This window comes from Kluyvera intermedia (assembly GCF_021440345.1).
Taxonomy (GTDB): domain Bacteria; phylum Pseudomonadota; class Gammaproteobacteria; order Enterobacterales; family Enterobacteriaceae; genus Kluyvera; species Kluyvera intermedia_A.
In genome coordinates this window covers 83,062-102,467 of record NZ_JAKCNS010000011.1, presented here as the reverse complement: position 1 = coordinate 102,467, position 19,406 = coordinate 83,062, and the positions used below count along the sequence as shown (strand labels likewise).

Sequence of the window (19,406 nt, the reverse complement as noted above, 5' to 3'; positions counted from 1 at the left end):
GGCGCCATCTTTCTATGCAGCAAGAATTACTTCTTGATGCGGATAACCGGAGTTTCACCCACGGTTACGCTACCGGAAAGCTTGGTCAGCTCTTTGATCTCATCCATGTTGGAGATAACAACCGGAGTCAGGGTAGACTTGGCTTTCTCTTCCAGCAGGGCCAGATCGAACTCGATCACGGTATCGCCAACTTTAACGCGCTGGCCTTCTTCCGCGATACGTTTAAAACCTTCGCCTTTCAGTTCTACGGTATCGATACCGAAGTGAACGAACAGCTCGATGCCGCTATCGGATTCGATAGAGAAAGCGTGGTTGGTTTCAAAAATTTTACCGATAGTGCCGTCAACCGGCGCAACCATTTTGTTGCCAGTCGGTTTGATAGCAATGCCATCACCAACGATTTTCTCAGCAAACACTACATCCGGCACGTCTTCGATGTTGACGATCTCGCCAGAGAGCGGTGCAATAATCTCAATTGTTCCTGTGTCTTTTTTGTCATCAGAAACCAGAGATTTCAGTTTATCGAACAAACCCATGATCTTCTCCTAAGCAGTAATTTGGGCCGCATCTCGTGGATTAGCAGATTGTTTTTTCTTCAATGAACTTGTTAACCAGCGCCATTAACTCGTCCGTTGTCGGTTGAGCAAGAGCTTGCTCTGCTAATACCTTCGCATCTTCGAAGTTCGTGTTACGGATAATCTTCTTAATGCGCGGGATAGAAATGGAACTCATAGAGAATTCGTCCAGACCCATCCCCAGCAACAGAAGTGTAGCACGTTCGTCGCCTGCAAGCTCACCACACATGCCAGTCCATTTGCCTTCAGCATGAGAAGCATCAATAACTTGCTTAATCAGCGTCAGAACGGATGGTGACATTGGTTGGTAAAGATGCGAGATCATATCATTACCACGGTCAACTGCCAGAGTATACTGCGTTAAATCATTGGTACCGATACTAAAGAAATCAACTTCTTTGGCCAGGTGACGTGCAATAGTTGCCGCCGCTGGTGTTTCCACCATCACGCCAATCTCAATGGTTTCGTCAAAGGCTTTACCTTCGTCACGCAGTTCTTGTTTGTAGATCTCAATCTCTTTCTTCAGTGCACGCACTTCTTCAACGGAGATGATCATCGGGAACATGATGCGCAGTTTACCGAAAGCGGATGCACGCAGAATAGCGCGAACCTGATCACGCAGGATCTCTTTACGATCCATTGCGATACGCACGGCGCGCCAGCCCAGGAACGGGTTGTCTTCTTTCGGGAAGTTCATGTACGGCAGCTCTTTATCGCCACCGATGTCCATGGTACGGACGATAACCGCTTGCGAGCCACAGGCTTCAGCAACGGCTTTATACGCAGCAAACTGTTCTTCTTCAGTTGGCAGCGCATCACGGTCCATGAACAGGAATTCAGTACGGTACAGGCCAACGCCTTCCGCACCGTTACGCTCAGCACCGTCGATATCACGTACGGTACCGATGTTCGCGCAAACTTCAACCTGGTGACCATCAAGGGTGATAGCCGGCAGATCTTTCAGTTTCGCCAGTTCGGCTTTCTCGGAAGCAACCTGCTCTTGTACAGCACGCAGCTCTTCGATTTGTTCGTTAGTTGGATTGACGTAAACTAGATTGTTTACTGCATCCAGAATCAGATAGTCGCCATTTTTCACCTGAGAGGTGACGCTACCGGTGCCCACGATCGCTGGCAGCTCAAGGGAGCGCGCCATAATAGAGGTGTGGGAGGTACGGCCACCAACGTCAGTGATAAAGCCCAGCACCTTCTTCAGGTTCAGCTGTGCAGTCTCAGACGGCGTCAGGTCAGCGGCAACCAGGATAACTTCATCCTGAATCGCGCTAAGGTCGATGATTGCCAGACCCAGGATGTTGCGCAGCAGGCGCTTACCGATATCACGCACGTCGGCCGCACGTTCTTTCAGGTATTCATCATCCAGTTCTTCTAGGGCAGTCGCCTGACCTTCGATAATTTCATGCGCAGCTGCGTCAGCCGTCATGTGCTTATCTTTAATCAGGGCTATGATTTCCTGCTCCAGCTCCTCATCTTCCAGCAGCATGATATGCCCTTCGAAGATGGCTTCTTTTTCTTCACCGAAAGTTTCGCCAGCTTTGGTCTTGATAGCTTCCAGCTGTGCGGACGCTTTAGAACGGCCGCTAAGAAAACGCTCAACTTCCTGCTCAACGTTATCGGCAGAAATTTTCTTCCGGTCGATGACAATCTCATCTTCTTTCAGCAGCAATGCGTTGCCAAAAGCGATACCCGGGGATGCTAAAATGCCTGAAATCATAACCCTACCTTACTTGTGACTGATATTTAAAAGAACTCGTTGAACTTACTCGAGTTCAGCCATCAGTTTAACCAGATGTTCAACTGCTTTCTGCTCGTCTTCACCTTCAGCGGACAGGGTGACAACGGTACCCTGAGTCAGGCCCAGAGTTTGCAGTTTGAACAGGCTTTTCGCGCTAGCGCTTTTGCCGTTGGAAGTCACAGTGATCTCTGAAGTGAAGCCTTTAGCTTCTTTAACAAACTGAGCAGCAGGGCGGGTATGCAGACCGTTCGGAGCGGTAATGGTAACTTCTTGCTGGAACATTATATTTCCCCAACTTATAGGTTTAGTGTTGTGGAACTAAAGTCTAGCCTGGTGGCCACACTTTAGCCTGTATTACTCAATCAAGCGACGCCCACTAATCAGCACTACCATCGGAGACAAACTTCCGACGCAGACGCTTCTGGCCTTTGACGTTTCGCTTATCATTAAACATTATGCCGTGAAAGCAGGATTTGAACCAAATCATAAAATCGATTCAGCAAATGAAAACCTGTGTCGAATAATTTCGCGGCTCAAAATAAATATGATGGTTAAATACCAGACCTGCGGGGGTGAATCAATGCCAGGGGGGGTAAAAGTTTGATGTGCGCCACAAAAAAGCACCCGAAAGGGTGCTTTTTTACACGATTTTAACGTGCTGGCATTACTGTTGCAGTTCTTTCTCTGTGAAGAGATCTGCGAACAATGCCGTGCTCAAATAGCGCTCACCCGAGGACGGTAGGATAACCACAATATTCTTATTGGTAAAGGTTTCATCTTCCTGCAGTTTCAGCGCTGCAGCAACCGCCGCACCGGAAGAGATACCGGCCAGGATACCTTCTTCTTCCATCAGGCGACGTGCCGTGGAGATGGCTTCTTCGTTGGTAATGGCAACAACTTTATCAATCAGCTTCAGATCGAGGTTGCCAGGAATGAAACCAGCACCGATCCCCTGGATCTTATGCGGGCCTGGTTTGATTTCTTCACCTGCCAGCGCCTGAGCGATAACCGGTGAGTCGGTTGGCTCAACGGCGACGGAAATCAGATCCGTTTTGCCTTTTGTACCTTTAATATAGCGGGTGACGCCGGTCAATGTACCGCCGGTGCCCACGCCGGCAATGAATACGTCAACCTGACCGTCGGTATCTTCCCAGATTTCTGGGCCGGTGGTTTTTTCGTGGATTTCCGGGTTAGCCGGGTTGCTGAATTGCTGCAGCAACAGGAATTTTTCTGGATTGCTGGCGACAATCTCTTCCGCTTTCTGAATGGCACCTTTCATGCCTTTCGCGCCTTCGGTCAGAACCAGGTTTGCGCCCAGCGCTTTCAGCAGCTTGCGGCGTTCGATGCTCATGGTTTCCGGCATGGTCAGCGTCAGTTTGTAACCGCGAGCGGCGGCAACGTAGGCCAGGGCGATACCGGTGTTACCGCTGGTTGGCTCAACCAGTTCAACGCCTGCTTTCAGTACGCCACGTTTTTCGGCATCCCAAATCATATTGGCACCGATACGGCATTTGACGCTGAAGCTTGGGTTACGTGATTCAACCTTCGCCAGGATGCGCCCGTTACCGATGCGGTTCAGTCGTACCAGCGGCGTATGACCGATAGTCAGGGAGTTATCTTCAAAAATCTTACTCATGGCCTGTCCTTAACTGTATGAAATTTGGGGTACTGGACCAGCATACCTGCTTAAAGATTCTGCGGAAGTAAGGATTTCGCATATCTATATACTGAAGGGAAATAATGGTAAGCGGGATGGAATAAGGCAAGGCATAAGCCCCATCCATTCAGAATGGGGCATGTATGCTGGTGTCGCGCTGGTTATCTCGTAGCCAGATTACTTCCACATCGCGTGTTTATCGCGATAGCAGTCAACCCACATGGCGGTCGCGCCGCAGATAGCGACGGGAATAATCACCAGGTTGAGCACCGGGATCAGCGTGAACAGGCTAGCGAGTGCGCCAAACTGCATATTGGTGACTTTACGAGTGCGCAGCGCTTCGCGCATGGTTTTGAACGACACCTTATGGTTATCGAACGGGTAGTCACAGTACTGAATGGCCAGCATCCAGGCGCTGAACAGGAACCACAGCACCGGCGCAACCGTCTGACCAATACCGGGAATAAAGTACAGCAGCAGCAAAACGACGGCGCGCGGCAGATACCAGGCGAGTTTTTGCCATTCGCGCTTCATGATGCGCGGCAGATCTTTCATGATGCCAACAACGCCGGTATCGGGTGGTGTCGCGCCGGTTAAACGCGCTTCAAGCTGTTCGGCCAGCAGTCCGTTAAACGGCGCGGCAATCCAGTTGGCAATGGTAGAAAAGAAATAACCGAAGACCAGTAAAATGGAGAGCACGATAACCGGCCACAGCAGGTAGCTCAGCCACTGCAACCAGTCGGGGATACGGCTCATCAATGAGGGGATCCAGCTTCCGAGCTTACTGAACAGCCACCAGAATGCGCCGCCCATCAGGATAATATTGACTAACAGCGGTAAAATGACGAAACGGCGGATGCCCGGCAAGCCGATCAGTTTCCAGCCCTGAGAAAAATAGTAAACGCCGCTGCGTGCAGCAGGGGTGGACGATGAAACCATGGTCAGGTGGAGCTCCTTTGTCTGACTACATTAAAAGACAGCTATATTTTATCGACTTGTTGGACAATGACCAGTTAGGAAATGTTCGAAAAACCAGCAAAAAGCACGATTTAGTCCATCTTTATGCAGTGAATGTCTCAAGTACACTTGCACTTGACGTGATGGGCAAATACTCTTAGTGAGTAAATGTTTGCCGTGGTGGCAAGGTGTTAGAACAACAGAGAATATAATGATGCAGGATTTGCGTCTGATATTAATCATTGTTGGCGCGATCGCCATACTCGCTTTACTGGTTCATGGTTTCTGGACGAGCCGTAAAGAACGTTCTTCGATGTTTCGCGATCGTCCAATAAAACGTATGAAGTCTCGTGATGCCGACGATGAGCCGGAAGAAGACTTTGATGACAATGTTGAAGGCGTGGGTGAAGTTCGTATCCACAAGGTCAATCACGCCCCTGGGGTTGCTGGGGAGCAAGATGCGCCTCGTCCGCCTCAACACCAGTACCAGCCGCCTTACGAGCGTCAGGCGCCTCAGCCTGCACGTCCGCAGGAGCCGGTACAGCAGCCGCCTGTGCAACAGCCGTATCAGCCGGTACAGCATGCGCCAGTTCCGCCTCCGCAGCCGGTACGTCCGCCGGTGGTTGAACCGCAGCAGCCCGTGCAGCACGCGCCAGTGGCTCCGCAGCCCGCAGCTCCGCAGCCTGCTCAGCCGGTAGAAGCGCCGGTGGTACAGACTGCGCCGCAACCTGCGCCGGTTGAACCGCCAGCCCCAGAACCTGCTCCGCCGGTGAAAGAGCGTAAAGAGACGGTTATCGTCATGAACGTCTCCGCGCATCAGGGTTCGTCTATTAATGGCGAAGTGCTGCTGAACAGCATTCAACAGGCCGGGTTCAAATTTGGCGACATGAATATTTTCCATCGCCATCTCAGTCCTGACGGTAGTGGTCCAGCGCTGTTTAGCCTTGCCAACATGTTGAAGCCGGGAACATTCGACCCGGAAAACATGAGCGAGATGCAAACGCCAGGCGTGACCATCTTCATGCAGGTGCCTGCCTACGGCGATGAGCTGCAAAACTTCAAATTGATGCTCCAGTCGGCACAGTTTATTGCTGACGAAGTGGGTGGTGTGGTGCTGGACGATCAGCGTCGCATGATGACCCCGCAAAAAATGCGTGAGTATCAGGATCGTATCCGCGACGTTATCGACGCCAACGCCTGATAGGCCCGCGCTTTTCCAATCTTTCCTGAACCCCCGCCTGTCGGGGGTTTTTTATCATTGATGGTGTGATATGCAACCGATAGAACAACAACTGACTGAACTGCGAGCGACGCTTCGCCATCATGAATACCTTTATCATGTTTTAGATACGCCAGAATTGCCGGATGCGGAGTATGACCGCCTGATGCGCGAACTGCGCGAGCTGGAAGCCCAGCATCCGGAACTCATCACTTCTGACTCACCGACTCAACGCGTGGGTGCCCAGCCGCTGGCTGCGTTTAGCCAGATTCGCCACGAAGTCCCGATGCTGTCTCTGGACAACGTGTTTGATGAAGAAAGCTTTCTCGCTTTTAACAAACGCGTTCAGGATCGCCTGAAAAGCACGGACAAACTAACCTGGTGCTGCGAGCTGAAGCTTGATGGCCTGGCGGTTAGTATTCTGTATGAAAACGGCGTGCTGGTGAGTGCGGCAACGCGCGGCGACGGCACCACCGGTGAGGATATTACCTCCAACGTGCGTACTATCCGCGCCATTCCGCTCAAGCTGCGCGGCGACAATATTCCTGCGCGTCTGGAAGTACGCGGTGAAGTGTTTATGCCGCAGCCAGGCTTTGAAAAAATTAACGAAGAAGCGCGCCGCACGGGCAACAAAGTGTTTGCTAACCCGCGTAATGCCGCTGCCGGCTCACTGCGCCAGCTTGACCCACGTATAACCGCGAAGCGACCGCTTACTTTCTTCTGCTATGGCTGGGGCGTACTGGAAGGCGGTGAACTGCCGGATACTCACCTTGGGCGTTTGCAGCAGTTTAAGGAATGGGGTCTGCCGGTCAGCGATCGCGTGAAGCTGTGTGATTCGCCGGAGGAAGTGCTTGCTTACTACCACAAGGTTGAAGAAGACCGGCCGACGCTGGGCTTTGATATCGATGGTGTGGTGATTAAGGTCAACTCGCTGGAATTACAAGAACAGCTCGGCTTTGTGGCGCGTGCGCCGCGCTGGGCAGTAGCGTTCAAGTTCCCGGCTCAAGAGCAGATGACCTTTGTCCGCGACGTCGAGTTTCAGGTTGGCCGTACCGGCGCGATTACGCCGGTGGCGCGTCTTGAACCGGTTCAGGTTGCGGGCGTACTGGTCAGTAACGCCACGCTGCACAACGCCGATGAAATTGAACGTCTGGGGCTGCGTATTGGCGATAAAGTGGTGATCCGTCGTGCCGGTGACGTTATCCCGCAGGTGGTGAACGTCGTGCTCTCAGAACGCCCGGATGACACCCAGGAAGTGGTCTTCCCGACGCATTGTCCGGTGTGTAACTCTGACGTCGAGCGCGTTGAAGGTGAAGCCGTCGCGCGCTGTACCGGCGGGTTAATCTGTGGTGCGCAGCGTAAAGAAGCGCTTAAGCACTTTGTCTCCCGCCGCGCGCTCGATGTTGACGGCATGGGCGATAAAATTATCGACCAGCTGGTGGAGAAAGAGTACGTCCATACGCCAGCCGATCTGTTCACCCTGACAGCAGGCAAACTCACCGGGCTGGATCGCATGGGGCCTAAATCGGCGCAGAATGTGGTCAGCGCGCTGGAAAAAGCCAAGCAAACAACCTTCGCCCGTTTCCTCTATGCTTTGGGTATTCGTGAAGTCGGGGAGGCGACGGCCGCTGGGCTGGCCGCCTTCTTTGGCACGCTGGAGGCGCTGGAAGCCGCGTCGGTGGACGAGTTGCAAAAAGTGCCCGACGTCGGCGTGGTAGTGGCCAATCACGTGTTTAACTTCTTTGCCGAAGAGAGCAACCGCGAGGTTATCCAGCAGTTGCTTAAAGAGGGCGTGAACTGGCCAGCGCCGGTGGTTATCAATGCTGACGAAATTGACAGTCCGTTTGCGGGAAAAACCGTGGTTCTTACCGGTAGCCTGAGCCAGATGTCCCGCGATGATGCCAAAGCGCGTTTGGTTGAGCTGGGGGCAAAGGTTGCTGGAAGCGTGTCGAAGAAAACCGACCTGGTCATTGCCGGCGAAGCGGCAGGCTCGAAGCTTGCGAAAGCGCAGGAGCTGGGGATTGAGGTGATTGACGAGGCTGAAATGCTACGCCTGTTAGGAGTCTAAAGTGGATAAAGAACAGCTCATTGAAATAGCCAACACCGAAATGCCGTTTGGCAAATATAAGGGGCGGCGTTTGATTGATGTGCCTGAAGAGTATCTGCTGTGGTTTGCCCGCAAGGATGAGTTTCCTGCCGGGCACCTTGGCGAGCTGATGCAACTAACGCTACTGATTAAAACTGAGGGGCTGAGCCAGCTGGTACAGCCCCTGAAGCGTTAGCTTCCGACGCGGGCCTGTTCTTTGGCCTGCAGTTTCTCGGTCTGGGCTTTGTAGCGGCGCGCCAGCACCGCACAGGCCATTAGCTGGATCTGGTGGAAGATCATCAGCGGCAGCACCATCATCCCCAATACCGATGTTGGGAAGAGAATATTGGCCATCGGGATACCGTTGGCCAGACTCTTTTTCGACCCGCAGAAGACTATCGTAATCTCATCCGCTTTATTGAAGCCCAGTCGGCGAGCCACCACGGTGTTGATTATGATAACCAGCGCCAGCAGTACGATGCTGACCACCACGATAAACAGCAGTGAACCGACGCCGACTTTATGCCAGATACCGTTCACTACCGCCTCACTAAAGGCTGAGTAAACCACCAGCAGAATTGACGTCTGGTCGGTTTTAGCAATCCATTTCTTATGTTTGGTCACGAACGCCGCCGTCCACGGACGGGAGAGATGACCAAGCACAAACGGCAGCAGCAGCTGCAGCATGATTTTGCCAACCTGCTCAAGGCTACCGCCTGCGCCGTGGATGTCCATCACCAGACCAACCAGCAGCGGAGAGAGGAAAATCCCCAGCAGGCTGGAGGCGGATGCCGAACACACTGCGGCGGCAACGTTGCCACCGGCTAGTGAAGTAAAGGCAATTGCCGACTGTACGGTGGCTGGCAGAATACACAGGTACAGGAAACCCGCGTAAAGCTGCGGATCGACGTTAATCGGTGCCCACCAGGCAAACAGTACGCCCAGCACCGGGAATACCACGAAGGTGCTGCACATCACCCACAGATGCAGCCGCCAGTGGCTGCCGCCGGCGATGATTGACTCACGCGACAGCTTGGCGCCGTGCATAAAGAACAGCAGCGCGATGGCGGCGGTGGTCAGGTTTTCGAAGAAGGGGACAAAGTCGCCGCGCGCCGGGAAGAAGGTGGCGAGCAGGACGACGGCGATAAGGGTCAGCGTAAAGGGATCCAGAATGCGGAAAAGTTTCATAAAAACTCCTGAAGATCGATGCAGACATTTTGCTTTTTTATTTTTGAGAAATAAAATTGATTTATTGCATCCATTCATGAAAAAAACAGATGAATTACTCGCTACGGCAGTTAAAGGTGTTTGTGACGGTGGCTCAGGCGAAAAGCTTTAGTCGGGCGGGGGAGATGATTGGCCTGAGCCAGTCGGCGGTGAGCCACAGCGTGAAGGAGCTGGAGAACCAGACTGGTGTTCGCCTGCTGGATCGTACCACCCGCGAAGTGGTGCTGACGGAAGCCGGACAGCAGCTGGCGCAGCGGCTTGAGCGCCAGCTTGATGAATTACACAGTACGTTGCGCGAGGCTGGGCGCACTGGGCAGCAGTTAAGCGGTACGGTGCGCGTGGCGGCAAGCCAGACTATCTCGGCGCATCTGATTCCCCAATGCATTGCCCAGAGCAACCAACGCTATCCGGACATTCGCTTTGTACTGCATGACCGTCCTCAGCAGTGGGTACTGGAAAGTATTCGTCAGGGTGACGTCGACTTTGGCATCGTTATCGATCCCGGTGCCGTGAGCGATTTGCAGTGTGAAACCGTATTGTCAGAGCCGTTCTTTTTACTCTGTCGCAATGACCATCCTTTTGCGAATTTACCGAGCGTGAGCTGGCAAGCGCTTCAGGGAGCAAAGCTGGTGTTACAGGATTATGCCTCCGGTAGCCGTATGCTGATTGATGCGGCGCTGCGTTTGCATGATATTGAGGCCGATATTGTGCAGGAGATTGGCCACCCGGCGACGCTGTTTCCGATGGTGACTGCGGGAATTGGCATTAGCATTATTCCGGCATTGGCGTTGCCATTGCCGGAGGGGAGTCCACTGGTAGTGAAAAGACTGGCTCCGGGCGTCGAACGCCAACTGATGCTGGCGCGGCGTAAAAAACGCTCGCTTTCAACGGCGGCACAGGCGTTGTGGGATGTGGCCCGTGAGCAGGGCCAGTGTCTGATGGATGCGCGTTTGCAGGATCCGTTGTATCAGATATAGATGTCAATCTTATGCGCGTCGCTGGGGTTATTAACTCCGGTGATGGCGGCTGCGGATTGCTCCTGCTTTTCCTGTGCTTTTTCTGCTTGCTGGTTCTGAAGTTGTGCCAGCTGCGCTTCCAGCATGGCAATTTGCTCCTGAATCATTTCCGCTTGTTTCTGTTTCTCTTCCGCGCTGCCGCTGCCGTCGGCAATTTCTTTTAACTGTTGGGTCAGCTTAACGATCTGTTGAGTAATCCGCGCCATCTGGGATGCCGCATCGTTATTGCTTGATATGCTGGAGCTGCCGGAATTTTGTAACGTCGCAACGGCAGTTGCGCTGATAGTGCTCATGATGTTCGCCTTCTAAAGGGAAATATAAGCAATATCGGCAGAATGAGGCAGGACTTGAGGAGGAACTAAAAGGGTGAATCGCGCATAGCAAAAAGGCGCCTTTAGGGCGCCTTTTTACACTGGTGGGGCGTGCAGGATTCGAACCTGCGACCAATTGATTAAAAGTCAACTGCTCTACCAACTGAGCTAACGCCCCGAAGTGGTGGGTGATGACGGGATCGAACCGCCGACCCCCTCCTTGTAAGGGAGGTGCTCTCCCAGCTGAGCTAATCACCCACTTCGGTACTTCACATTTTTGCAAGAAATCCAGCTGGCGAGAAAGTGGTGGGTGATGACGGGATCGAACCGCCGACCCCCTCCTTGTAAGGGAGGTGCTCTCCCAGCTGAGCTAATCACCCACTTCTCAATTTCTTGCTACACGGCGGAGACTACATAAAGTAGTTGGTGGGTGATGACGGGATCGAACCGCCGACCCCCTCCTTGTAAGGGAGGTGCTCTCCCAGCTGAGCTAATCACCCCCGCTGTGTGGAGTCGCATTATAGGGAGAGTTGAAAATGAGTCAACGCATTTTCTAAAGAAATTGTTCGTTCGTCGTAAAATTAATCAAAGCGATCGCAAAACGCTCTATTATGTATGAATTCTAAGCAAAAACAGTAAAGCATGCGCTGGCGGTGGGAACAACCGAGTGGGAGTGATAGAATATTGCCCACTTTTATTTCCAGTATTTGCCGGCTGTCGGCATCTTTATAAACGTAAGGCCATTTCATGAAAATCAAAACTCGCTTCGCGCCTAGCCCGACCGGCTATCTGCACGTCGGCGGTGCTCGTACTGCTCTTTATTCCTGGCTTTTTGCACGTAACCACGACGGTGAGTTTGTGCTGCGTATTGAAGACACCGATCTCGAGCGCTCAACGCCGGAAGCCATCGAAGCCATCATGGATGGGATGAACTGGCTGAATCTGGAGTGGGATGAAGGCCCGTACTATCAGACCAAGCGTTTCGACCGCTACAACGCGGTGATTGATGAAATGCTGGAAGCCGGTACCGCCTACAAATGCTATTGCTCCAAAGAGCGTCTGGAAGCACTGCGTGAAGAGCAGATGGCGAACGGTGAAAAACCACGTTATGACGGCCGCTGCCGCCATGGCCACGAGCATCATGCTGATAATGAACCGTGCGTTGTGCGTTTTGCTAACCCGCAGGAAGGATCCGTTATCTTTGATGACCAGATCCGTGGGCCAATCGAATTCAGCAACCAGGAGCTGGACGATCTGATCATCCGCCGTACCGATGGTTCCCCGACCTATAACTTCTGCGTTGTTGTTGACGACTGGGATATGGAAATCACCCACGTTATTCGTGGTGAAGACCATATCAACAACACTCCGCGCCAGATCAACATCCTGAAAGCGCTGAATGCGCCGGTGCCGGTTTACGCGCACGTGTCGATGATCAACGGTGATGACGGTAAAAAACTGTCTAAACGCCACGGTGCGGTCAGCGTAATGCAGTATCGCGATGACGGTTATCTGCCGGAAGCGCTGCTGAACTACCTGGTGCGTTTGGGCTGGTCCCATGGCGATCAGGAAATCTTCACCCGTGAAGAGATGATCAAATACTTCGCGCTGAATGCCGTAAGTAAATCCGCCAGTGCGTTCAATACCGAAAAACTGCAGTGGTTGAACCATCACTACATTAATACTCTGCCAGCAGAGTATGTGGCGACGCATTTGCAGTGGCACATTGAGCAGGAAAATATTGATACTCGCGTTGGGCCGCAGCTGTCTGAGCTTATCAAACTGCTGGGCGAGCGCTGCAAAACGCTCAAAGAGATGGCACAGAGCTGCCGCTACTTCTACGAAGACTTCGCTGAGTTCGATGCAGACGCTGCGAAGAAACACCTGCGTCCGGTTGCGCGTCAGCCGCTGGAAGTGGTGCGTGACAAAATTGCAGCTATCACCGAATGGACCGCTGAAAACGTTCATCACGCCATTCAGTCTACCGCTGATGAGCTGGAAGTGGGCATGGGGAAAGTTGGTATGCCGCTGCGCGTAGCGGTTACTGGGGCAGGGCAGTCGCCAGCGCTGGACGTTACCGTACATGCTATCGGAAAATCCCGCAGCATCGAGCGCATTAACAAAGCTCTGGGCTTTATCGCTGAGCGCGAAAGCCAGCAGTAAACACCTGAAGCAGTAATAATAAAAAAGCGGGGAAACCCGCTTTTTTTACGCCTCGTCGTCGCGGTTTAGTCCGAGCCGCGTTAAGAACCCACTAATTCCTTCCCGGGAAAGCAAAAGCTGAAGTCGTTGTTGTTCGACGGGCGTCATATTTTGCAGCACATCGGTTATTTGTCGCCAGAGCACATCAGACTCTTTAGCGCTGTAGCTGCGCACGGGCTCTTGCATCTGATTATCTGCGGAAACATCGCGCAGGGCAGGCATGTTGGCCAGATAATCCAGAACTTGCTGGGTAATAAAAATGAGTCGCGCTCGGCCACCTTTTATCCCCGGCATGGGTTCGGTACGCCACCCTTGCTCACGGATCCAGCGATTGATTGTCTGTCGAGTCATTCCCAGACGATCGGCTAGCTCTTCAGTGGACATTTTTGCAGGCAATTTTTTCATGACGAATGCTTAACCGCGGATCCCTAAACGTTGTAATAAACCGCTGATTCCTTCACGCAGCAGCAATGTGGTGAGCTGCTTCTGTTCAGATTCGGTCATTTCACCACCCAGCGTGAGCAGCAGCGTATGGAAAGGAGTATCGTTGCCGTTCGCCGCGTAGGGGGCGGTTGCCTCACAAACGCGCTGGGCGCTATTAATGAACGCCATGACCTGCTCGTTAACGTGTACCAGGCGGGCTTTACCGCCCTGAACGCCGGGACGTGGCGATGTTGTCCAGCCTTCTTTACGCACCCACTTGTTGATGGTTTGTCGGCTATATCCCGTAAGGTGGGCAATCTCCTCCGGCGTCATTCGTTCCTTGAGCATGCTATTTCCTGAATCGCAGTGTGGGAATTACAGGTTCATGTTATATCATCGTTTTACTGGAAAACGTGACGCGGATAACTCCTGTTTGCGACCTGGCGCGTAATGTTGCGCATTTGTCTGCTTTTTCAGCGATTAACTTCCTTTGATGTATTTTGCCGTTGACACTGCGCAAGGGAATTCATATTATGCCGCCCGTCAACACGACAGCTTTACGTTGGGGCTATAGCTCAGCTGGGAGAGCGCTTGCATGGCATGCAAGAGGTCAGCGGTTCGATCCCGCTTAGCTCCACCAAATCCTGCTCCCATCAGGTTTGGAACGTAAACGCACTGTGGGGCTATAGCTCAGCTGGGAGAGCGCTTGCATGGCATGCAAGAGGTCAGCGGTTCGATCCCGCTTAGCTCCACCAAATTATGAAACCCTCGCCGAAAGGCGGGGGTTTTTTGCATTTATTGCATGCGTAAAAAAGTAGCAGATATAATATAAAATGCGGGTATGGCTCAGTATTTTATCACCCACACTTGCTTAGAATAATTAGTAACAATAATATTCAGACAGTCACTCTATGTACGATAAAGGATATCGGCTGCTACGCATGACTGTTAAATGGAGTACCTCATTAAGAAAATTTTTCCTGGCTTTGATAATGAGCCTGGTGGCTATTCCTTTATCTCGCTATATATCACCAACTGCCATTTACGAGGGCCACTCTGTATATCTGGCGTGGTTGCCGCTTGGCGTCATGATAGCAATGGTGAGGCTGTTTGGTCGTCATGCGGTACTGCCGTTGATTGTTGGGTTTACCGCTACAAGCTACTGGCAAATCAACCTTTCCCCCTTTGACTCATTAATATTACTATTCTGTCAGTTGACCGCAGTATGTATCTCTAGTTTTATTTTGCGATCTATATTAGGACGCCGCTGGCGGCATGGTTTAGTGATTTATAACCTAGGGTTACATATTTTTTGGTTTGGCTTTGCTACGCCTTTGATGGCAAAGATTATGATGTATTTGGTGGGCGAATTTATAGAAACTCCACAATCACTGTTTAATTATTTTAATATAACAACGACGATTTATACGATTGTTAATATTCAGGGTTTAGTCTGCGCATCGTTAATTTTTGCAAAACTGTTCTATTACCCGATGAGGATGTGTCTGAATCCCAATTATGCGAGGGCCTTCTGGCGTCGGAATTTTGCCATTTATCGTCATTTTTCATGTCGGCTAAACGTCTGCAGTTGGTTCCTGGGTCTGTCCATTCTGCTGTTTTTCTTATGTGCTCCGTTTGGTAACGATTACTTTGCAGGTTATCTCGTCCCGATGATATGCGTGTTTTTTGCATTTGGAATCAGTCGGTTAACCTATCAGGTTGTCATCATGGCCTGGACGTTATCAGCTTTCATACTGGTGATAAACAATACTAACTTTCTACACGGTATTCAGACGCAACACTCACTCTCTTTTGTTTTATCTTCGCTGATCTCTTTCACCGTTTGCCTGCTGTACATGCTGCAGATTTACCACCGGAGTAAGCGAGTGAAGCAAAAGTGGCAGGAACAGGCGATGATCGATCCGTTAACCGGGCTACCCAACCTGCGTGCGCTGGAGGGGTATCTGGAGAAGCCAGGCTCAGCGAGCATTTGTTGTCTGCATATCGAAAATCTCGATTTTCTCAGCCGCCACTACGGCATGATGATGCGTATTCAGTGCAAGCGCAGCATTACGCAAGTGCTGCAACCGATACTGGCTGCCGATGAGAAGCTGTTCCAGCTGCCGGGCAACGAGCTGCTGCTTGTGCTCTACGGACCGGATACCGCAGCGCGTTTGCGCCATCTGGCCGCGTTTCTGCGCAGCCAGGATATTCGCTGGAATAATTCGTTGCTGAACCTGGAATATGGCATCTCCTGGGGGCGCGTACGCGCCAAAGGCGGTAACCTTTACCATACGCTGGGACAGCTGAGTTGGCTTGCTGAACAGGCGGGTGAAACGGGGTAAATCCTCAAGCTCGATAACGGTCAGGTGGAAGCGTTTGATCAAACCAGCGAACGGGTCATTTTGCTTAACCGCATTAAAAATGCCCTCGATGGGGAGGGTTTTGTGCTCTATGCCCAGCCAATCAGAAAACCGTCGGGAGAAGGGTACTATGAAATTCTTAGCCGTCTGGTGGACGCCAATGGGCTGGTGACACCGGATAAATTTATCCCTATATTGACCCAGTTTAACCTCAGTAAGCGCTTTGACATGCTGGTGCTGGAAAAGCTGTTTTGCTCGCTGGAGGCTTTCCCCGTCCAGCGTTTCTCCGTCAATTTAATGCCTTATACGTTGATGCAAGCAGAGAGCGCGACGGAGATTATTGCGCTATTTCGCCGATACCAGGTCAACGTCAAGCGCATTATTGTGGAGATCACCGAGGAACAGGCGTTCTCAAACTCCGATGTCAGTATTAAAAATCTCAACCAACTGCGTGAATTCGGCTGTCAGATTGCGATTGATGACTTCGGTACTGGCTATGCCAACTATGAGCGTTTAAAGCGCCTTGAGGCCGATATCATTAAGATTGACGGCAGCTTTGTGCGGGATGTGTTGACCAACCCAATGGATGCCATGATTATTCGCTCAATCTGCGAATTGGCTAAGGTACAGAATCTGGAAGTGGTGGCTGAGTTTGTAGAAACCGAAGAACAGCAGGCGCTGTTGGTCAAACTGGGCGTTCATTACATGCAGGGATATCTGATTGATAAACCCCGGCCACTTTATGAGATTGGATACCCGACCGAAACCTAAAGAAAAAGGGCCTGTAACCAACGTTACAGGCCCTTTTTAAAGTTCAGGGATTACAGAACCAGCGCGGCGATAGAAGCAGACAGCACGCTCACCAGCGTAGAACCGTAAACCAGTTTCAGACCGAAGCGGGAAACCACGTTACCTTGTTCTTCGTTCAGGCCTTTAATCGCACCGGCAATAATACCGATGGAAGAGAAGTTAGCGAAGGAAACCAGGAACACGGAGATGATGCCTACTGCGCGTGGAGAGAGCTCAGCGGCAACTTTCTGCAGATCCATCATTGCAACGAATTCGTTAGAAACCAGTTTGGTTGCCATGATGCTACCAACCTGCAGAGCTTCGTTAGCGGGAACACCCATAATCCAGGCAACCGGGTAGAAGATGTAGCCCAGAATGCCCTGGAAGGAGATGCTGTAGCCAAACCAACCGGTGACGGTAGCGAACAGGGCGTTCAGCGCGGCGATCAGGGCGATAAAGCCGATCAGCATAGCTGCAACGATAATCGCTACTTTGAAGCCTGCCAGAATGTATTCACCCAGCATTTCGAAGAAGCTCTGTCCTTCGTGCAGGTTAGACATCTGGATATTCTCTTCGCTCTCATCAACGCGGTAAGGGTTGATCAGCGACAGAACGATAAAGGTGCTGAACATGTTCAGAACCAGCGCCGCAACGACGTATTTTGGTTCCAGCATGGTCATGTACGCGCCCACGATAGACATCGAAACGGTAGACATCGCCGTTGCCGCCATGGTGTACATGCGGTTGCGGGACATTTTACCGAGGATATCTTTATAGGCGATGAAGTTTTCAGACTGGCCGAGGATCAGCGAGCTGACGGCGTTGAAAGACTCCAGTTTACCCATGCCGTTGATTTTAGACAGCACGGTACCAATCGCACGAATGATAATCGGCAGGATACGGATATGCTGGAGGATACCAATCAGCGCGGAGATGAAGACGATTGGGCACAGGACTTTCAGGAAGAAGAATGCCAGGCCTTTATCGTTCATACTGCCGAAGACGAAGTTGGTCCCTTCGTTGGCAAAACCGAGCAGTTTTTCGAACATCTCGGAAAAGCCTCTTACGAAACCCAGACCGACATCGGAGTTCAGGAAGAACCATGCCAGCAATACTTCGATGACAAGTAGCTGAATAACATAACGAATGCGAATCTGTTTACGGTTGGAACTGACCAGTAAGGCCAGGATCGCAACCACAACGAGCGCGAGAATAAAATGGAAGACGCGGTCCATATTTGCTCCAAACATGAGGCGGGTTAAGTTTTCGTGCACATTCTATGTAACATGGTCAAATAAAACGAGATCTGTCTCTCACTATATTTAGAACCTGTGAGCAAACTCTAAAATAGTGATCTTCGATACATTTTTGTGATGTTAAGTAAATGTATGAAAAGTTTCCACGTTGTACTACTCTGTCATTAAGCGTATACCAATCCATCCTAACCTCCAGTCTGGCTATCGGTTCCGGCTATCAGAGCAATCATTATCATCCCTCACAAATGAACTTGATAATCATTCTCATTTTGTTAGCATGAAACATAGCAAAGGCTATGTTTTTGAGGCAGAGAATGACCAACAGTCGCGTTGAGAATAACACCAGTCGGGCAGCGCGCCGTATGCGGTTAGCGTTGATGGGGCCAGCATTCATTGCTGCAATCGGCTATATCGACCCCGGTAACTTTGCGACCAACATTCAGGCAGGGGCCAGTTTTGGCTACCAGCTCCTCTGGGTGGTGGTCTGGGCGAATCTGATGGCGATGCTGATTCAGGTGCTGTCGGCCAAGCTCGGCATTGCGACCGGGAAAAACCTGGCGGAACAGATTCGCGATCACTATCCGCGCCCGCTGGTTTGGTTTTACTGGGTGCAGGCGGAAATTATCGCCATGGCCACTGACCTTGCCGAATTTATCGGGGCGGCTATCGGCTTTAAACTTATTCTCGGTATTTCGTTGCTTCAGGGGGCAGTGCTGACGGGGATTGCCACCTTCTTAATCCTGATGCTGCAGCGCCGTGGGCAAAAACCGCTGGAGAAAGTCATTGGCGGCCTGCTGCTATTTGTGGCTGCCGCCTACATTGTCGAGCTGATTTTTTCCCAGCCTGCATTGGCACCGCTGGCAAAAGGCATGATTTTACCGTCGCTGCCCAACTCTGAAGCCGTGTTCCTCGCAGCAGGCGTGTTAGGGGCAACCATCATGCCACACGTAATCTATCTGCACTCGTCATTGACCCAACACTTGCACGGCGGCACGGCGAAAGAGCGCTATAACGCCACGCGCTGGGATGTGGCAATCGCCATGACCATTGCTGGTTTCGTCAACCTGGCGATGATGGCTACCGCAGCTGCGGCATTCCACGCTCATGGGCACACCGGGATTGCCGACCTGGATCAGGCTTATCTCACGCTGGAGCCGCTGCTCAGCCATGCGGCAGCAACCATCTTCGGACTTAGCCTGATTGCCGCTGGGTTATCTTCAACGGTCGTGGGGACACTTGCCGGCCAGGTGGTGATGCAGGGCTTTATCCGCTTCCATATTCCACTGTGGTTCCGTCGTGTGGTGACGATGCTGCCATCGTTTATCGTGATTCTGATGGGCCTGGATCCTACGCGAATTCTGGTGATGAGCCAGGTTCTGCTGAGCTTCGGGATTGCGCTGGCGCTGGTGCCGCTGCTGATGTTTACCAGCGACAGTAAACTGATGGGCGAACTGGTTAACACTCGGTGGGTTAAACGTATTGGCTGGGTCATTGTGGCTATCGTGGTGACGTTAAACGGTTGGCTGCTGGTGGGAACGCTGCTGAATTTATAATCGGTGCACCGTGACTCGTGAC

16 protein-coding genes, 6 tRNA genes and 1 pseudogene are annotated in these 19,406 nt (G+C 51.8%); 9 read left to right on the top strand and 14 right to left on the bottom strand.

The genetic code is table 11. The annotated features are described in order from the left end of the window. Nucleotides 1-26: 26 nt before the first annotated feature. The 5 genes from crr to cysZ all read right to left on the bottom strand — a co-directional run bounded on the left by crr (nucleotide 27) and on the right by cysZ (nucleotide 4,921). Nucleotides 27-536 carry a PTS glucose transporter subunit IIA gene (gene crr, locus LZ634_RS03290; RefSeq protein ID WP_052282364.1) on the bottom strand — a complete coding sequence of 170 codons (510 nt, stop codon included), beginning with the start codon at nucleotides 534-536 and terminating at the stop codon, nucleotides 27-29. A 40-nt stretch (nucleotides 537-576) separates the two neighbouring features. Beyond that, complete coding sequence (gene ptsI / locus LZ634_RS03285) at nucleotides 577-2,304, bottom strand: phosphoenolpyruvate-protein phosphotransferase PtsI (protein ID WP_234502328.1); 1,728 nt, start codon at nucleotides 2,302-2,304, stop codon at nucleotides 577-579. 45 nt (nucleotides 2,305-2,349) lie between these two features. Then, complete coding sequence (gene ptsH / locus LZ634_RS03280) at nucleotides 2,350-2,607, bottom strand: phosphocarrier protein Hpr (protein ID WP_002913505.1); 258 nt, start codon at nucleotides 2,605-2,607, stop codon at nucleotides 2,350-2,352. Between the two features lie 382 nt (nucleotides 2,608-2,989). After that, on the bottom strand, nucleotides 2,990-3,961 hold the full coding sequence (gene cysK / locus LZ634_RS03275; RefSeq protein ID WP_234502327.1) for a cysteine synthase A: 972 nt from the start codon (nucleotides 3,959-3,961) through the stop codon (nucleotides 2,990-2,992). Nucleotides 3,962-4,159: 198 nt separating this feature from the next. Continuing rightward, nucleotides 4,160-4,921, bottom strand: coding sequence for a sulfate transporter CysZ (gene cysZ, locus LZ634_RS03270; protein ID WP_234502326.1), 762 nt, complete (start codon nucleotides 4,919-4,921; stop codon nucleotides 4,160-4,162). Nucleotides 4,922-5,150: 229 nt separating this feature from the next. Here cysZ and zipA point away from each other — a divergent pair, with 229 nt between their 5' ends. The 3 genes from zipA (at nucleotide 5,151) to LZ634_RS03255 (ending at nucleotide 8,440) form a co-directional block, all read left to right on the top strand. Continuing rightward, nucleotides 5,151-6,140 carry a cell division protein ZipA gene (zipA, locus tag LZ634_RS03265; protein WP_234502325.1) on the top strand — a complete coding sequence of 330 codons (990 nt, stop codon included), beginning with the start codon at nucleotides 5,151-5,153 and terminating at the stop codon, nucleotides 6,138-6,140. 70 nt (nucleotides 6,141-6,210) lie between these two features. After that, nucleotides 6,211-8,226 (top strand): NAD-dependent DNA ligase LigA, encoded by a 2,016-nt coding sequence (gene ligA / locus LZ634_RS03260; RefSeq protein ID WP_234502324.1) that lies wholly within the window; start codon nucleotides 6,211-6,213, stop codon nucleotides 8,224-8,226. 1 nt (nucleotide 8,227) lies between these two features. Then, nucleotides 8,228-8,440, top strand: a complete 213-nt coding sequence (locus LZ634_RS03255) for a DUF3820 family protein (protein ID WP_052282371.1) — start codon at nucleotides 8,228-8,230, stop codon at nucleotides 8,438-8,440. On the opposite strand, the gene LZ634_RS03250 is transcribed toward LZ634_RS03255, so the two are convergent. Next, entirely contained in the window at nucleotides 8,437-9,432 is a 996-nt protein-coding gene (locus LZ634_RS03250; RefSeq protein ID WP_234502323.1) for a bile acid:sodium symporter family protein, read from the bottom strand. The genes LZ634_RS03255 and LZ634_RS03250 overlap by 4 nt on opposite strands. An 89-nt stretch (nucleotides 9,433-9,521) precedes the next feature. Here LZ634_RS03250 and LZ634_RS03245 point away from each other — a divergent pair, with 89 nt between their 5' ends. Then, nucleotides 9,522-10,448, top strand: a complete 927-nt coding sequence (locus tag LZ634_RS03245; protein ID WP_234502322.1) for a LysR family transcriptional regulator — start codon at nucleotides 9,522-9,524, stop codon at nucleotides 10,446-10,448. Here the strand turns inward: LZ634_RS03245 and LZ634_RS03240 are convergent. The 5 genes from LZ634_RS03240 to LZ634_RS03220 all read right to left on the bottom strand — a co-directional run bounded on the left by LZ634_RS03240 (nucleotide 10,439) and on the right by LZ634_RS03220 (nucleotide 11,298). After that, on the bottom strand, nucleotides 10,439-10,780 hold the full coding sequence (locus LZ634_RS03240) for a FlxA-like family protein (RefSeq protein WP_234502321.1): 342 nt from the start codon (nucleotides 10,778-10,780) through the stop codon (nucleotides 10,439-10,441). The two genes, LZ634_RS03245 and LZ634_RS03240, sit on opposite strands and share 10 nt — an antisense overlap. Nucleotides 10,781-10,900: 120 nt before the next feature. After that, nucleotides 10,901-10,976, bottom strand: a tRNA-Lys gene (locus tag LZ634_RS03235). A 4-nt stretch (nucleotides 10,977-10,980) separates the two neighbouring features. Continuing rightward, nucleotides 10,981-11,056 (bottom strand) — tRNA-Val (locus tag LZ634_RS03230). A gap of 46 nt (nucleotides 11,057-11,102) precedes the next feature. Continuing rightward, nucleotides 11,103-11,178, bottom strand: a tRNA-Val gene (locus tag LZ634_RS03225). Between the two features lie 44 nt (nucleotides 11,179-11,222). Further along, nucleotides 11,223-11,298: transfer RNA gene (locus LZ634_RS03220), tRNA-Val, on the bottom strand. A gap of 247 nt (nucleotides 11,299-11,545) precedes the next feature. On the opposite strand from LZ634_RS03220, the gene gltX reads away from it, so the two are divergent. Beyond that, nucleotides 11,546-12,961, top strand: a complete 1,416-nt coding sequence (gltX, locus tag LZ634_RS03215; RefSeq protein WP_234502320.1) for a glutamate--tRNA ligase — start codon at nucleotides 11,546-11,548, stop codon at nucleotides 12,959-12,961. Nucleotides 12,962-13,006: 45 nt separating this feature from the next. Here gltX and LZ634_RS03210 read toward each other — a convergent pair whose 3' ends face one another. Continuing rightward, on the bottom strand, nucleotides 13,007-13,405 hold the full coding sequence (locus LZ634_RS03210; RefSeq protein ID WP_234502319.1) for a YfeC-like transcriptional regulator: 399 nt from the start codon (nucleotides 13,403-13,405) through the stop codon (nucleotides 13,007-13,009). A gap of 9 nt (nucleotides 13,406-13,414) precedes the next feature. Further along, a complete protein-coding gene (locus tag LZ634_RS03205; protein WP_234502318.1) occupies nucleotides 13,415-13,771 on the bottom strand; it encodes a YfeC-like transcriptional regulator in 357 nt (118 codons plus the stop codon). A 216-nt stretch (nucleotides 13,772-13,987) separates the two neighbouring features. On the opposite strand from LZ634_RS03205, the gene LZ634_RS03200 reads away from it, so the two are divergent. From LZ634_RS03200 to LZ634_RS03190, 3 genes and pseudogenes are all read left to right on the top strand, one after another. Continuing rightward, nucleotides 13,988-14,063 (top strand) — tRNA-Ala (locus tag LZ634_RS03200). 39 nt (nucleotides 14,064-14,102) lie between these two features. After that, nucleotides 14,103-14,178, top strand: a tRNA-Ala gene (locus LZ634_RS03195). Between the two features lie 186 nt (nucleotides 14,179-14,364). Next, nucleotides 14,365-16,557, top strand: a pseudogene (locus tag LZ634_RS03190) (EAL domain-containing protein). Nucleotides 16,558-16,607: 50 nt separating this feature from the next. Here LZ634_RS03190 and nupC read toward each other — a convergent pair. Further along, on the bottom strand, nucleotides 16,608-17,810 hold the full coding sequence (gene nupC, locus LZ634_RS03185; protein WP_052285731.1) for a nucleoside permease NupC: 1,203 nt from the start codon (nucleotides 17,808-17,810) through the stop codon (nucleotides 16,608-16,610). Nucleotides 17,811-18,145: 335 nt separating this feature from the next. Here nupC and LZ634_RS03180 point away from each other — a divergent pair, with 335 nt between their 5' ends. Then, entirely contained in the window at nucleotides 18,146-19,384 is a 1,239-nt protein-coding gene (locus LZ634_RS03180) for an Nramp family divalent metal transporter (RefSeq protein ID WP_234502317.1), read from the top strand. Nucleotides 19,385-19,406 lie beyond the last annotated feature (22 nt).

What these genes read in the sequence shown, in the direction of transcription:
- crr (WP_052282364.1), bottom strand. Translation starts at nt 536, where the DNA reads ATGGGTTTGTTCGATAAACTGAAATCTCTGGTTTCTGATGACAAAAAA.
- ptsI (WP_234502328.1), bottom strand. Translation starts at nt 2,304, where the DNA reads ATGATTTCAGGCATTTTAGCATCCCCGGGTATCGCTTTTGGCAACGCA.
- ptsH (WP_002913505.1), bottom strand. Translation starts at nt 2,607, where the DNA reads ATGTTCCAGCAAGAAGTTACCATTACCGCTCCGAACGGTCTGCATACC.
- cysK (WP_234502327.1), bottom strand. Translation starts at nt 3,961, where the DNA reads ATGAGTAAGATTTTTGAAGATAACTCCCTGACTATCGGTCATACGCCG.
- cysZ (WP_234502326.1), bottom strand. Translation starts at nt 4,921, where the DNA reads ATGGTTTCATCGTCCACCCCTGCTGCACGCAGCGGCGTTTACTATTTT.
- zipA (WP_234502325.1), top strand. Translation starts at nt 5,151, where the DNA reads ATGATGCAGGATTTGCGTCTGATATTAATCATTGTTGGCGCGATCGCC.
- ligA (WP_234502324.1), top strand. Translation starts at nt 6,211, where the DNA reads ATGCAACCGATAGAACAACAACTGACTGAACTGCGAGCGACGCTTCGC.
- LZ634_RS03250 (WP_234502323.1), bottom strand. Translation starts at nt 9,432, where the DNA reads ATGAAACTTTTCCGCATTCTGGATCCCTTTACGCTGACCCTTATCGCC.
- LZ634_RS03245 (WP_234502322.1), top strand. Translation starts at nt 9,522, where the DNA reads ATGAATTACTCGCTACGGCAGTTAAAGGTGTTTGTGACGGTGGCTCAG.
- LZ634_RS03240 (WP_234502321.1), bottom strand. Translation starts at nt 10,780, where the DNA reads ATGAGCACTATCAGCGCAACTGCCGTTGCGACGTTACAAAATTCCGGC.
- gltX (WP_234502320.1), top strand. Translation starts at nt 11,546, where the DNA reads ATGAAAATCAAAACTCGCTTCGCGCCTAGCCCGACCGGCTATCTGCAC.
- LZ634_RS03210 (WP_234502319.1), bottom strand. Translation starts at nt 13,405, where the DNA reads ATGAAAAAATTGCCTGCAAAAATGTCCACTGAAGAGCTAGCCGATCGT.
- LZ634_RS03205 (WP_234502318.1), bottom strand. Translation starts at nt 13,771, where the DNA reads ATGCTCAAGGAACGAATGACGCCGGAGGAGATTGCCCACCTTACGGGA.
- nupC (WP_052285731.1), bottom strand. Translation starts at nt 17,810, where the DNA reads ATGGACCGCGTCTTCCATTTTATTCTCGCGCTCGTTGTGGTTGCGATC.
- LZ634_RS03180 (WP_234502317.1), top strand. Translation starts at nt 18,146, where the DNA reads ATGACCAACAGTCGCGTTGAGAATAACACCAGTCGGGCAGCGCGCCGT.